Here is a 13,781-nt window from a genome sequence, read left to right on the forward strand (position 1 = left end):
TCCTCAGCCCGAGCCCCAGCCCGCCACCCCGCCGAATGTGGCGACAGGCTCGCTCGCCCGTCCCTTCAAGCTGTCCCGGCGCTTCGACCGCACGGGTCGACTGCTGGGCGACACGGCGATGGAGCGGCTGGCCAATGCGCGCGTGGTGGTGTTCGGCCTGGGCGGCGTGGGCAGCTACGCGGCCGAGGGCCTGGTGCGCAGCGGCATCGGCCACCTCACGCTGGTGGACCACGATGACGTATGCGTCACCAACACCAACCGCCAGCTCCACGCGACGGTGAAGGCCGTGGGCAAGCCGAAGGCGGAGCTGATGGCGCAGCGCTGCCGGGAAATCAACCCGGAGGCCCGCATCGAAGCGGTGCGCGAGTTCTACCGCGAGGAAATCGCCGAGCAGATGCTCCAGGCCGGCCAGTACGACTTCGTCGTCGACGCCATCGACAACGTGAAGGCGAAGTTGCACCTGTTGCACCGCTGCGTGTCGCTGGGCATTCCGGTGGTCAGCTCCATGGGCGCCGCCGCGCGACTGGACCCCACTGCCATTCGCGTGGAGGACCTGTCCGAGACGCACATGGACCCGTTCGCCAAGGACATCCGCAAGCTGCTCAAGCGCAAGTACGGCGTGGAGACGGACCGGCACACCGGCATCACCGCCGTCTACTCCATCGAAGCGCGGCGCATGCCGGTGGCCCTCAATTACGACGACGCCACCGATGGCTTCCTCTGCGTGTGCCCGAACGACAACGACTTCCACACGTGCGACCACCGCACGCAGATTGATGGCAGCGTGTCCTTCGTCACGTCGTGCTTCGGGATGAACGCGGCCGGCGTCGTCGTGCGCCGGCTGGCCTCCACCCGCTAGCGCCTCACGCCACCTGCTGGGGCGCGGCCTGCTGCGCCACCACGGCGGCCTCGCGCCCGCAGGGACGGCGGAACACGCAGCGCATGCACGGCGACAGGGACTCCGACACTGGAAAGGCGGACGCGTCCAGCGGCGTGTTCGTCGCGGGGTCCTTCAAGAGCGCGCGCATCTTCGCCACGCTCGTCTCGAAGTGCTGGTGGAAGGACTCCATGGCGCCCAGGTCCACCTGGACGTCGTGCTCCTTGCCCTCGTTGAGATACACCAGCGACGCGCGCACCTTCTCCACCGGGAAGCGGTAGCGCTGCGACACGTAGAGCGCATAGCCGAGCACCTGCTCGTCATAGCCGTCGCGCGACTTGCCCGTCTTCCAGTCCACCACGACGGGCGTGCCGTCCGCGTCGACGAAGGCGAAGTCGGGGATGGCGAACACCTTCAGCCCGTTCAGCGTGAAGTGGGCGAAGTCGAAGCCCGCGTCCACCTCCAGCCACTGCTCGGGCTTGAGGCCCTTGGCGATGACGGGCCAGCGCGACGTGAAGAACCACGCCAGCGCCGCGCGCACCGTCTCCCAGTTCTGCTTCCAGGCTTCGTCGGCCAGCGTCTCGCCGTACTCGTGCTCGACGAGTCCGGTGAAGGGCTTGCGGTACTTCTGCGTCCAGTAGAGCTTCCCGCGCGAGTGGCGGAAGTCGTCCTGCATCACCTTGCGGGCCCGCGCTTCCACCGCGGCCGGGTCGACGGTGCGCCCCGCGCGCCAGTCCAGCAGCACGTCCTTGATCTGCTCGTGCACGATGCTGCCCGCCCAACTGAAGCGGTTGGCCAGCTTCTTCAGCACGTACAGCTCCCGCACGTCCCTCGGCGCGTCCGGCTCCCAGCCGCCCCACGAGCGGTAGTAATAGAAGTAGTAGGAGCGCAGGCATTCGGAGAACTTCTCGTGGCGGCTCTTGGACCAGGAGAAGTCGTTGCTGAGAGGGGGGCGCCGCATGGAAGCGGCGCATCCTAGGCGTTCGCTCGCTCCACCAGAAGGGGAACAGGCGAGGAAACGAGCCCTCGGGGTAGGTTGAATGACAGTCCGGGTGGGTTACCCCAAGAGTATGGTCTCCGGCACCATGAAGAGCCAACCCTTCAAGGAGCGAGTGGTCCTCATCACGGGAGCTTCCAGCGGCATCGGCCGCGCGGCGGCTCGGGCCTACGCGGCGGCGGGGGCGAATATCGTGCTCGCCGCCCGGCGGCTGGAGCGCCTGGAGGACGCGGCCCGTGAAGTGGAGTCACTCGGCGTCAGGGCACTGTCCGTGCGGTGCGACGTGACACGCAGCGAGGATGTGGAGCACCTCATGCGTGGGACGCGGGCCGCCTTCGGTGGGCTGGACGTGCTGGTGAACAACGCGGGCCAGGGCCTTTACGGGCCGCTGGCGTCCATCAGCGAGGAGCAGCTCCGGCAGGTCTTCGAGCTGAACGTGTTCGCGCTGTGGCGGGTGACTCGCGCCGCGCTGCCGCTCTTGCGCGGACGGCGTGGGGCGCAGGTGGTGAATGTCAGCTCCGTGCTGGGACATCGCGGGTTGCCGCTGCTGGGCGGGTACTGCGCGTCGAAGGCCGCGGTGAACGCGATGACGGAGTCGCTGCGCACGGAGCTGGCGACGGAGGGCATCCGCGTGCTGCTCGTGTCCCCGGGCTTTACCGAGAGCGAGTTTCGCGAGCACCGGTTGAACGCGGAGGGCTGGGCGCAGGAGGCCGTTCCGTTGAAGGCCATGTCGTCGGAGGAGGTCGCCGCTTCGATGGTGCGCGCGAGCGTGCGCGGACGGCGCGACACCATCCTCACCCTCCCTGGCCGCGTCATGGTACTGGCCAACCGGTTCGTCCCCGGCCTGTTCGACCGTGTTGCCCACCGCATGGCAAACCCCGTGAAGAAAGACGCATGAGTCCCCGCAGTCGCCCCGCGAAGCGCGCCGCCACTCCGGTCGTCCAGACACAGCTCGGGATGCTCGACCTGGGTGCGGCGACCCCGAATGGTCCCGTGACGGAGCAGGACTCGGTTCGTCCCCGCCGGGGGCGTCCGCCGCGCACGCCTGGAGCCACGCTCGACAAGTCCTCGGATCTCGTCGACGCGGCGCCTCCCATGGAGCCTCCCCGTGCGAAGCGCGGTCGCCCGCCGCGCACCGCCGTGTCGTCCCGTGTTCCCACGGTGACTCCGAGTGCCGCGCACCTCGCCTCGGTCCGTGGGCCGTTGCTGGATTGGTACGACCGGAACAAGCGTGACCTGCCCTGGCGCCGGACGAAGGACCCGTACGCCATCTGGCTGAGCGAGGTCATGCTCCAGCAGACGCAGGTGGCCACCGTCATTCCTTACTGGGAGCGCTTCCTCAAGCGCTTCCCCACCCTGCTCGCCCTCGCCTCCGCGCCGTTGGATGACGTGCTCTCTGGCTGGAAGGGCCTGGGCTACTACTCGCGCGCTCGCAACCTGCACCGCGCCGCCCAGGAGATGGTGTCGCGCTTTGGCGGCAAGCTGCCCTCCACCGCCGAGGAGTTGCTCACCCTCCCCGGCTTCGGCCGCTACACCTCCGGCGCCGTGGCCTCCATCGCCTTCGGGGAGGAAGCTCCGCTCGTCGATGGCAACGTCGCTCGCGTGCTGTCGCGCCTCTTCGAAGTCGAGGGCCTCCCCGGCGACCGCGAGCGCGAGGCCACGCTCTGGGACCTCGCCACCCTGCTGGTCAAGGGAGAGAGGCCCGGTGACTTCAACCAGGCCCTCATGGAGCACGGCGCCACGACGTGCCGTCCGGAGAACCCGCTGTGCCTGCTGTGCCCCGTGCGCACCGGCTGCGTCGCCTTCCGCAAGGGCCGCGTGGATGAGCTGCCTCCCGCCAAGATTCGCGCCGCGCCGAAGAAGCTGACACTGGCCCTCGCCGTCTGGGCCCACGCGGACACGTTGCTGTTCGCCCGGCGCGCGGACTCCGGCCTCTTCGGCGGATTGTGGGAGCTTCCCGCCGTCGAGGTGGACGAGGACGCCACCGAGCCGGAGACCACGCTTCGCCTCACCGCCGCGCTGGGGGTGGGCGTGAAGCTGGAGGCAATGCTGGGGTCGGTGAAGCGCCAGCTCACCCACCGCGACCTCACGCTGCGCCTCTATCGCGTCTCGGGCCCGCTGCGCCCCACCCGCTCGGCGGCGTTCCAGGAGCTTCGCTGGTGCACGCCCTCCGAGGCGGCGACGCTCGGAATGAGCACCGCGATGCAGCGCGCGCTCGACGCGGCGATGACCGCGCTGAAGTAGGGCCGTGCCTGCTCGCTCGGCCTCGCGAGTCACGCCACATCCACGTCACGCGTGGGTCCGGTTGTCCACCGTGCGACACGGCCTGCCACGTCGTGTCGCGTCGCCAACCTCCGACGCACCGGGTCGCTTTCGCGAGCACCCACCGAGGCTCAATCTTCGCGCGCCCTTTCCCGGAGGCGCCTCGATGGCTCGCAACAGTACCCACAAGCCGACCCCGCAGACGGCGACGCAGCCCACGGAACACTCCAACGACGCCAAGGCCTCACGCGGCCCCATTCCGCATGAGCAGATTGCCCGGCGCGCCTATGAAATCTATCTGGCGCGCGGCGGCAACCACGGGAGTCACGACCAGGACTGGCAACAGGCCGAACGTGAGCTGAAGCTCGGCCGTCAGTAGTCACACCGCCCTCAGTGTGGAGGCGGCGAGTGCAGCACGGGGCGCTCGGCTTCGAGCGCTCCACGCAGCCTCCGCTGCGCCACCTTCAGCTCGGCGAGGACTCGCTCCGCGTCCAACACCGAGCGCATCGCCAATCCGCACGCGGGCGTCAGCAACACCGTCGACACCGCCCGGGGGAACGTGAAGCCGCGAGGCAGCGCGGCCTTCAGCGAGGCCTCCACCGAGTCCGCCAGCTCCGTCACCTCGTACGTCGACGCCAGGTCCGTGGGGATGATGCCCAGGCTCAGCGTCGCGCCAGAGTTCAGGTAGCGCTCCAGCGCCTCGCCCTCCTCCAGCATCGCGTCGAGCGACAGCCTCACGTCCAGCGACAACAGGTCCGGCTGCACGTCCAGCAGCGCGGCCCAGTCCGTGTTGCCGCAGCAGTGCAGCCCCACCAGCGCGCCTTCACGCTGGAGCGCCACCACCAGCAACTTCAGCTCCTGGAGCGCCAGCAGGTGGCGCGGGTTGATGCGCTGAAAGGCATAGAGCCCCGGCTCGTCCAGGAAGAACAGCGGCGTGGTGCCCGCGCGCCGCAGCGCCTTCACCATCGCCAGCGAGCGCGCCAGCACCAGTCGGAAAATCACCTGGTCCAACCCCGGCACCTCCAGTGCGGACAGGCCCGAGTCCGTGCGAGCCACCGAGCGCACCGTGAACGGGCCCGCGAGCTGCGCCTTCGCGAACGCCAGCTTGCGATGCTCCACTTCCCATAGGAACGGGCGCCACGCGCGGCAGGCCTCGGGGGTGGGCTCGTACGCCTCCAGCGTCCCCGCTGCGAGGGCCGCGTCCAGCTTCGCTTCGAACTCGCCGCGCCCTTCCTCCCAGGCCTTCAGGTCCACGGTGCACAGGCCCTCCTCGTCGAAGCGCAGGCCCGGCAGGCCCTCGAGCGCCGCTGGAATCATCAGCTCCGAGGGCTTTCCCACGGGGAGCTGCGGGAGGAACGGGATGTCCATCGACAGGGCGACCTGGAGCCCCAGCTCCACCTGCGTATGGGGCAGGCTTCCAATGCCCGTCGTCGCACAGGCGGGCAGCAACTGGACGGCTCGGCGGATGTTCGGGGCGCTCATGGCCGGGGAGTCTACCCGCTCCCTCCGCCAGCGGGGCACCTCGGGCTCCCCCGGGCGCCGGGCCTTCTCCGAACGAGGCGACCTCATCCTCGCCGGAGGCCCCCAGGGGCGTCCGAAGGAGGAGGAAACCGACATGCTGCTTCCAATCTGGCGAACAGGTGCCCTGCTGGCGACCCTGGGCTGGGCAGCCCCCTCCCTCGCGAAGGAGGACTCGCCGCGCAAGCAGCAGCCGGCTCCGTTCTTCGGCGCCCCCGGCCTCACCGTCCGAGGCGGTGTCACGGCCTACACCGGCGACCTGGGTACGGAGACGGACGTGGGCACGTTCCTGGGGCTCCAGGCAGATGCGCAGCTCTTGCCCGCGGTGGGCCTGGAGTTGGGCTACGAGGGCTCCGCCAATGGCTTCGCGGACATCGACAACGCGACACTGTGGCGTCACAACGTGGGAGCGTTGGCCAAGATGGGGCCCACCGTGCGCGAGCGCTGGAAGCCCTTCCTGGGCGCGGGCGTGGGCGTCACCTACCTGGACGCGACGTCGGAGGCCAACGCGCGCCAGTTCGACGACACCTTCCTGGCCGAGGTGCCACTCACCGCCGGGATTGAGTACCGCTACAACGGGGTGACGGCCGGGGCGCGCGCCACCTATCGCGTGTTCGCGGGCGGCGGAGACTTCGCCCCTGGCGCCGAGGATGACGGAGACCTCTTCACAGCGGGGCTCAGCCTGGGCGGCCGGTTCTGACGAGCCAGGCCGCTCGGCCTCACGGCACCTCCGCTCACATCACGAAAAGAACGATGCCCGGGACGGAACCGCACTCCCTCCCGGGCCGCTCGCGCCTCTCACGTCACGGAGAAGTACGACGCCTGCGGATGGTGGAAGACGATGGCGGACACGGACGCCTCCGGCTCCATCATGCAACCGTCGGTGAGCTGCACGCCGATGTCCTCCGGGCGCAGCGCGACGAAGAGCTTGGACTGGTCCTCCAGTCGAGGACACGCGGGATAGCCGAACGAGTAGCGCTTGCCCGCGTACTCCGCGCGGAAGCGCTCCAGCATCGTCATGTCCGGCTTGTCCGGCGTGCCCCACATGCTGCGTAACTGCGTGTGCAGCAGCTCCGCGTAGCCCTCCGCCGTCTCCAGCGCGAGCGCCTGCACCGCGTGCATCTTCAAGAACTCGCCCTTGGCCTTGAGGCCCTCGGCCAGCTCACGGATGCCCGAGCCCGCGGTCACCACGAACATCCCCACGTTGTCCGTGGGCACGCCGCGCTCCAGCGGACGCAGGTAGTCGGCCAGGCACAGGCCGCCCTCTCGGTCCTGCCGGGGGAACTCGAAGCTCGCCGCTTCCTTGCCGGTGCTCCCATCGAAGAGCACCACCCGGTTGCCGTCGCTGCCCGCCTTGAAGAACTGGAACACCGCGCGCGCCTGCATCAGCCCGCCGCGCAGCATGCCCTTGAGCTCCTCCACCGCCTCCTTCAGCGCCAGCGCCTTGCGCCCCTCCTCCGTCTTCGCCAGCTCCGCCTCCGCCGGAGTGCCCAGTGCACGCGACGACGAGCGCAGGCCCAGGTGCCGGCCGTACAACATGACGGGGTTGATGAACTTCCAGATGTGGTCCAGCGGCGTGTTCGTCAGCACGTGCCGCTCCCAGTCCGGCGCGGAGGGCACCGTGTCCAGGATGCGAATCTCCGCGCTGCGCGCACGCGACGTCGGAGCCTCCACGCGAGGACGCTCCTTCACCTCTTGCGCCAGCTTCACGCGGCGCTCGCTCAGCTCACCACGCAGCTTCGCGTGCGAGGACGGGTCGACAATCTGCTTCGCCAGGTCCAGGCCGCTCATCGCGTCCTGCGCATAGGCCACCGTGCCGCCGCCGTATGCCGGAGCGATGTTGCGGTCCACGAAGTTGCGGCTGAGCGCCGCGCCGCCCACCAGAATCGGCACGTCCACGCCCGCGCGCCTCAAGTCCTCCGCCGTGGCCACCATCTGGTGCGCGCTCTTCACCAGGAGTCCCGACAGGCCGACGATGTCCGGCTTGTGCTCACGCACCGCCTTCACCAACTGCTCGGGCGGCACCTTGATGCCCAGGTTCACCACGTGGAAGCCGTTGTTGGCGAGGATGATCTCCACCAGGTTCTTCCCGATGTCGTGGACGTCACCCTTCACCGTGGCCAGGACAATCTTGCCGCGCATCGCCGCCTGGGCGGAGCTCATGTGCGGCTCCAGGAAGCCCACCGCCGCCTTCATCGACTCGGCGCTCTGGAGCACCTCCGCGACAATCAGCTCGTTGGCGGCGAAGAGCCGGCCCACCTCGTCCATGCCCTTCATCAACGGCCCGTTGATGATTTCCAGCGGCGCGTACTTCGCCATCGCCGCTTCCAGGTCCGCGAAGAGCCCGTCGCGCGAGCCCTCGATGATGTAGCGCTGGAGCCGCTCCTCCAGCGGCAGCGTGCTCACCTGCGCCTTGGGGGGCTTGCGCTCGCGGAAGTGCGCGGCGAACGGCGTCACCGGGTCCGTGCCCCGGTTGTAGAGCAGGTCCTCCGCGAGCTTCCGCTCCTCCTCGGGCAGGGACGCGTACCGCTCCAGCTTCTCCGAGTTGACCAGCGCCATGTCCAGGCCCGCCTGGACGCAGTGGTACAGGAAGACGGAGTTGAGCACCTCGCGGCCCGCCGTCGGCAGACCGAAGGACACGTTGGAGATGCCCAGCACGGAGCGGCACTGCGGGAAGCGCTGCTTGATGAGCCGCACGCCCTCCACCGTCTCCACGCCGCTGCCCGTGTACTGAGCGTCGCCAGAGGCGCACGGGAAGACGAGCGGGTCGAAGTACAGGTCCTCCGCCTTCATGCCGTACTTCTTCGTCAAGAGCTCGAACGAGCGCTCCGCGACCTCCAGCTTTCGCTGGCGCGTCACGGCCATGCCAATCTCGTCGATGCAGCCCACCACCAGCGCCGCGCCGAAGCGTCGCGCCAGCGGCACCACCTTCTCGAAGCGCTCCTCTCCGTCTTCCAGGTTGACGGAGTTGATGATGGCCTTGCCCTGGCTGTACGTCAGGGCCATCTCGATGACGCGCTCGTCGGTGGAGTCAATCATCAAGGGCACGCGCACCTTCTTGATGACCACCTCCAGGAACTCGCGCATGTCGTCCAGCTCTTCCCGGTCCGGATTCGCCAGGCAGATGTCGATGACCTGCGCGCCTCGCTTCACCTGCGCGCGGGCAATCTCCGAGGCGTCCTCTATCTGCCCCGCGACGATGAGCTCCTTGAACTTCTTGCTGCCGATGACGTTGGTGCGCTCGCCGACAATGACCGGGCGCAATTCGTCCGTCACCTCCAGGTAGTCCACGCCGGACAGCGTGGAGCGAGGCTTGGGCAGGGACGAGCGCGGCTTCAGACCCTTCACCGCCTGGGACAGCGCGCGGATGTGGCCCTCCTGCGTGCCGCAACAACCGCCCACCACGTTGAGCCAGCCCTGCTCACAGAAGCGCGTGAGCGAGCGCGCGAGCATCTCCGGCGTCTCCAGGTAGTTGCCGTTCTCGTCCGGCAGGCCCGCGTTGGGCACGCACGACACCGGGAACGAGCTCAGCGCCGCCAGCGAGCGCAGGTGGTCCGTCATGAAGTCCGGACCCGTGGCGCAGTTGAGCCCCAGATACAGCAACTCCACGTGCTCCAGCGACGCGGCCAGGCTCTCCACGCTCTGTCCCGCGAGCATCGTCCCCATGGGTTCGATGGTGCCAGACACCGCCACCGGCAACGAGTAGCCCAGCTTGCGGAACGCGCGGTCGATGCCCAGCAGCGCCGCCTTGATGTTGCGCGTGTCCTGCGCCGTCTCCACCAGGAGGTAGTCGGAGCCGCCGAGCGCGAGGCCCTCGGCCTGCACCGCGAAGTTCTCTATCAGCTCCTCGAAGGTGATGCCTCCGGTGACGCTGATGGCCTTGGTGGTGGGCCCCACCGAGCCCGCCACCCAGCGGATCCGCCCGTCCTTCGCCTCGGCCTCGGCGGCGGCTTCACGCGCCAGTCGCGCGGAGGCCTCGTTGATTTCGAGCGCCTTGTGCCCCAGGCCGAACTCGTTGAGGACAATCGGCGTGCCGCCGAAGCTGTCCGTCTCCGTCACGTCCGCGCCCGCCGCGAAGTAGCGCGCGTGGATGTCCCGGATGATGTCCGGCCGGGTGAGGACCAGGTTCTCGTTGCAGCCCTCGAACTCGGCGCCGCCGAAGTCCGCGGCCTTGAGGTCCAGCTGCTGCAGCAGCGTGCCCATGGCGCCGTCCAGCACCAGCACGCGCTCACGCATCGCGGTGCGCAGGGCCTCCACGCGGCGACCGTTCTCTCCAGAAGGGGGCGGAAGGGCAGTGGGACTCGTCATGATGGCTTCACTCCAGTCAGCAGAAAGACTCGAAAGGGGCTGGCACCGTCGCGGGCATGCGCCTCGCGGGTGAGCGACGCGAAGCCCCGCTCACGCAGCGCCGTCTCCAACTGCGCCGGCTCGAAGCCCAGGTGGCGGTGGCCCAGCCGCTCCACCACCCAGCGCTCCTCGTGCGGCATCAACTCCAACAACACCAACCGGCCACCCGGCCTGAGCAGCCGCGCCGCCTCCGCCAACACGCTGGCGGGGTCCTCCACGTGGTGGAGGCTCTGCGAAATCACCACGAGGTCCATCCGCCCCGACGCAAGCGACAGCCGCTGCAGGTCCTCGCACAGGAAGGTGACGTTGGTGGCCTGCTCACGCCCGGCCCGCGCGCGCGCCTGATCCAACGCCTCCGCGTTCTGGTCGATGGCCCACACGTGCCGCGCCCAGCGGGCAATGGCCACGCTCAACACCCCTGTGCCACAGCCGAAGTCCGCCACGTCCAGGGGCGGCAAGAGCGACGCCAGCGCGCCCGCCCACAGGAACCAGGACTGGCCCGGCTCCAGGAGCCGCTCGTTGAGCGCCTGCCGGTCCTCGCGCGCACGAAGCAGGTCCATCAGCCGCGCCGAATCACCCGCCGCGTCCTCGGCCTCTCGCGCCAGCCGGATGAGGGGCCAACGGGTGTCATCCCCCTCCAGCGCCAGCGAGTAGTAGCTGAAGCCCGCCTGCCGCTCCTCGCGGATGAGCCCCAGCCCCTTGAGCTTCCCCAGGTGGTGCGACACCGACGACTGCGCCACACCCACCAGCGACACCAGCTCCGTCACGTTCAGCGGCGCCTCCGACACCAGCCGGAGGATGCGCAGCCGCGTCGGGTCTCCGAGGGCCCGGAAGGATTGGGAGAGGGCTTCCATATCGCCGCATCAACATATGTCGATGCCCCGCTGGTGGCCAGCGGACTTTCGACGCACCGCGTGCTTCATGGCGGACAGTGGTAGATGTGGGACATGGCTTCTCCCTCCCTGCACCAGCTCCTCCAAGGCAAGCGGTTCGGATTGGTCCTCTCCGCGGGCTACTTCGGCTTCTACGGGCACGCCGGCTTCCTCAAGGGGCTGGCGAGCTCGGGGCTCAAGCCGCATGCGTACGCGGGGACGAGCGCGGGCGGCATGGTGGCTGCCTACGCGGCGGCGGGCATGCCGGTGCACGCGATTGAGGAGCTGGTGCTGCGCCAGACGCGGGCCAACTTCTGGGACCCGGACCCGATTGGCGCGGTGATGAACGCGGACGCCAGCGGCCACGGCCTCACGGGCCTGCTCAAGGGCGCGCGCTTCCGCAGGCTGCTCGAGGACACGCTGGGCGCGAGGACGTTCGAGGACCTGCCGCACCCGCTGCTCCTCGTCGGCGCGAACCTGACGCTGGGCAACCACGAGGTGTTCACCACGGGGGAGCTGGCCCCGCGCGTCCACGCCACCTGTGCGTACCCGGGCCTGTTCCGCGCGGTGCCGCTGGAGGGCAACCTGTACTGGGACGGCGGGCTCGTCGACAAGGCGCCCGCGCTGTCGCTGCATGACAGCAGCGTGGGGAAGGACTTGGACGCCATCCTCGTGCACTTCCTGCCGAGCAAGACGCGCAAGGTGGTGGGAGGGCCCATGGCGTACGCGCAGGGGCTCGCGGCGGGCTCGGCCGCGCTGCGAAGGGACCACTTCCGCCTCCAGCTCACCGTGCTGGAGGGCCGGCAGATTCCCGTCTACGTCGTCGTCTCCAACCTGCCCCCGGTGACGCCCACCACCATGGAGCGCGGCTTCGACGCCCTGGACCAGGCGCGCCTGTCCGCCGCCGTCTCCCTGGCCCGGCCGCCGGTGCCATTCGCCCAGGCGCAGTGGTGAGCTGACCCTCGCGGGCGCGCTCGGCCTTCAGCGCCCGCCGTAGCGCCGGTGGTCCACCATCAGGCAGCGGTCCTGCACCACCTGGATGCCCGCTCGCGCCAGCTTCTCCGCCGCCGCGTCGTTGCGGATGCCGGTCTGGAACCACACCGCCTTCGGCTTCTTGGCGATGAGGTCCTCCACGTGCGCGTCGATGTCCTGCGGCCGTCGGAAGACGTCCACCAGGTCCACCTCGCCCGGCACGTCCGCCACCCTGCGGAACACCGGCTTGCCGAGGATGTGCGTCACGTCCGGGTAGTAGACGGGCACGGGCACCACCTCCACGCCCGCGCTCGCCAGATAGTCCGGCACGTAGAAGGCGGGCTGCCCCGACTGCTGCTCCGTCTTGATGCCCAGCACCGCCACCCGCCGAGCGCTCTTCACCACGCGCTCCACGCCCGCTTCGTCCCTGATGAGGTTCTCTTCCCAGCTCATCGCGCCTCCTCTTGAAGCCCCTGTGCTCGCGATTCCATCGTCACCGTCCACGCCGCCCCGTCCACCCGCGCCTTCACCGTGAGCTCGCGGCTCACCGGCACGAAGCGGCCGTACGCCACCACCTGCTCACCCTGGCACGTCACGCCCGGCGTCAGCTCCGGCCGCCCCGCCGCCACCCACGCATCCGACAAATCATCCGGCGCATCCTCCGGCACCGTGTCCAGGCACCGAAGGCTCAGCACCACCGCGTCACCGTACTCCGTGTCCCGAGTCCCCTGCACGGTGCGCTCCAGCACATACGCCACCTGAGTGTCGCCTGCTGGCAGCCAGTCCACCGCCCAGGTGCGTTGCCCCTCCGACAGATGGCGCTGGAACAGGCCGCCGAACTTCGCCTCCCACTCGCGCCGCGTGCGGTTCTCCAGCGCCTCCGCGCCGAAGAAGCGCAACAGCGGCTTCGCGTCCACGCCCGCAGGCACCGACTGTCGCACCGCCTCCGCCGCGGCCTCGGGAGCCACCAGCTTCACGAAGGTGCCATCCGCCGCCAGTCGCAGCCGCAGCGCGAAGCGCAGGAGCACGTCGTCCACCCAGCCCTCCACCTCCACTCCGGCGCGCGACTGCTTCGCGTGCGTCACCGACTGCGTGAGCAGCCAGCCGCCCTCGTTCGGGGTGAAGCGGGACTCGGTGGTCAGCTCCGCCTCCTCGCGCACCACGCCGCCGGCCTTCTCGACGACGCGGACGCCGCGCTGGGACTCCGTGAGGACCCGGTCGACCGGGGGTTGGAACGTCACGCGCACCCGGGGCGTCACCGTGGGCACGGGCACCCGCAGCGGGGACGGCTTCCGACAAGCGGATGTCAGCGACAGCACGAGACAGCTCAGCAGGAGTCCTGGACGCATGCGCCCGCGAACGCTGGCAGAAACGGCCAGCGCCCGCGAGCGCTTCCTCGATTCCAAGGTCCGTCCCTCAGGGGTGACGCGTGCTGCCGTCGGGCGCGTTCTCCATCAAGTCCCGCCCGATGTTGCGCCTGTCCCGCCGCACGCCGTCATCATCGGGGAGCCCGCCCTGGGAGAAGCGCCGCGCCGCCTCCGCCAGGTCTCGCATCACCGCCTCGCGCGACGCGTACTCGCTGCTCGGCAGGCACTTGAGGACGTTGATGATGTCGACGGTGGCCCCGCCATCCTCGGCGGACTCCACGAGCTCCTCCCGCGTCGACGGGTAGTCCACCGAGTCGATGTGAGGGGTGATGGAGAGCCCGGGGTCTTCCGCGGTTCCGAATGCCATCTGCGGCTGCCTTTCTGCCCGGCCCGCGAGGCCCGGGCGTGCGTCACTGGGTACGAGGAATCTGGGGACGGCGCTCGCGGATGGAGCGCGTCAATCCGCGGTACGTGCTGCGCAACTGGATGGCGCAGGCCGCCATCATCCGCGCCCAGGAGGGCGACTTCTCGGAGGTGGACCGCCTGCTCGCCGCCCTGGAAGACCCCTT

Annotated in this window: 13 protein-coding genes; 6 read left to right on the forward strand and 7 right to left on the reverse strand. The window is 69.5% G+C overall.

Translation table 11 applies throughout. The features are described from left to right. The first annotated feature begins 37 nt into the window (after positions 1–37). A complete protein-coding gene (locus HUW62_RS39295) occupies positions 38–859 on the forward strand; it encodes a tRNA threonylcarbamoyladenosine dehydratase (protein ID WP_176437341.1) in 822 nt (273 codons plus the stop codon). Positions 860–863: 4 nt separating this feature from the next. Here the strand turns inward: HUW62_RS39295 and HUW62_RS39300 are convergent, their stop codons facing one another. After that, on the reverse strand, positions 864–1,838 hold the full coding sequence (locus tag HUW62_RS39300) for a PD-(D/E)XK nuclease family protein (protein WP_163866793.1): 975 nt from the start codon (positions 1,836–1,838) through the stop codon (positions 864–866). 109 nt (positions 1,839–1,947) lie between these two features. Here HUW62_RS39300 and HUW62_RS39305 point away from each other — a divergent pair, with 109 nt between their 5' ends. From HUW62_RS39305 to HUW62_RS39315, 3 genes are all read left to right on the forward strand, one after another. Next, positions 1,948–2,772, forward strand: a complete 825-nt coding sequence (locus HUW62_RS39305) for an SDR family oxidoreductase (protein WP_176437338.1) — start codon at positions 1,948–1,950, stop codon at positions 2,770–2,772. A gap of 197 nt (positions 2,773–2,969) precedes the next feature. Continuing rightward, a complete protein-coding gene (mutY, locus tag HUW62_RS39310) occupies positions 2,970–4,118 on the forward strand; it encodes an A/G-specific adenine glycosylase (protein WP_163866884.1) in 1,149 nt (382 codons plus the stop codon). A gap of 184 nt (positions 4,119–4,302) precedes the next feature. After that, a complete protein-coding gene (locus tag HUW62_RS39315; RefSeq protein WP_163866791.1) occupies positions 4,303–4,515 on the forward strand; it encodes a DUF2934 domain-containing protein in 213 nt (70 codons plus the stop codon). A gap of 11 nt (positions 4,516–4,526) precedes the next feature. Here HUW62_RS39315 and HUW62_RS39320 read toward each other — a convergent pair whose 3' ends face one another. After that, positions 4,527–5,618: a hypothetical protein gene (locus HUW62_RS39320; RefSeq protein WP_163866790.1), complete on the reverse strand. Its 1,092-nt coding sequence runs from the start codon at positions 5,616–5,618 to the stop codon at positions 4,527–4,529. A 133-nt stretch (positions 5,619–5,751) separates the two neighbouring features. Here HUW62_RS39320 and HUW62_RS39325 point away from each other — a divergent pair, with 133 nt between their 5' ends. Continuing rightward, on the forward strand, positions 5,752–6,354 hold the full coding sequence (locus tag HUW62_RS39325; protein ID WP_163866789.1) for an outer membrane beta-barrel protein: 603 nt from the start codon (positions 5,752–5,754) through the stop codon (positions 6,352–6,354). 98 nt (positions 6,355–6,452) lie between these two features. Here HUW62_RS39325 and metH read toward each other — a convergent pair whose 3' ends face one another. Beyond that, the gene (gene metH / locus HUW62_RS39330) at positions 6,453–9,962 is read right to left on the reverse strand and encodes a methionine synthase (RefSeq protein WP_163866788.1); all 3,510 of its coding nucleotides are present in this window, start codon (positions 9,960–9,962) and stop codon (positions 6,453–6,455) included. Further along, on the reverse strand, positions 9,959–10,855 hold the full coding sequence (locus tag HUW62_RS39335) for a metalloregulator ArsR/SmtB family transcription factor (RefSeq protein ID WP_176437339.1): 897 nt from the start codon (positions 10,853–10,855) through the stop codon (positions 9,959–9,961). Before HUW62_RS39335 ends, metH begins: the two co-directional genes overlap by 4 nt. A gap of 93 nt (positions 10,856–10,948) precedes the next feature. Here HUW62_RS39335 and HUW62_RS39340 point away from each other — a divergent pair, with 93 nt between their 5' ends. Next, positions 10,949–11,827, forward strand: coding sequence for a patatin-like phospholipase family protein (locus tag HUW62_RS39340; protein WP_163866786.1), 879 nt, complete (start codon positions 10,949–10,951; stop codon positions 11,825–11,827). Positions 11,828–11,854: 27 nt separating this feature from the next. On the opposite strand, the gene HUW62_RS39345 is transcribed toward HUW62_RS39340, so the two are convergent. The 3 genes from HUW62_RS39345 to HUW62_RS39355 form a co-directional block, all read right to left on the reverse strand. Next, complete coding sequence (locus HUW62_RS39345; protein ID WP_163866785.1) at positions 11,855–12,298, reverse strand: CoA-binding protein; 444 nt, start codon at positions 12,296–12,298, stop codon at positions 11,855–11,857. Continuing rightward, positions 12,295–13,194, reverse strand: coding sequence for a hypothetical protein (locus HUW62_RS39350; protein ID WP_176437340.1), 900 nt, complete (start codon positions 13,192–13,194; stop codon positions 12,295–12,297). Before HUW62_RS39350 ends, HUW62_RS39345 begins: the two co-directional genes overlap by 4 nt. 67 nt (positions 13,195–13,261) lie before the next feature. Next, entirely contained in the window at positions 13,262–13,579 is a 318-nt protein-coding gene (locus HUW62_RS39355; protein WP_163866783.1) for a DUF2795 domain-containing protein, read from the reverse strand. Positions 13,580–13,781: the final 202 nt, after the last annotated feature.

It is taken from the genome of Myxococcus sp. AM011 (assembly GCF_013372595.1).
Taxonomy (GTDB): Bacteria; Myxococcota; Myxococcia; order Myxococcales; family Myxococcaceae; genus Myxococcus; species Myxococcus eversor.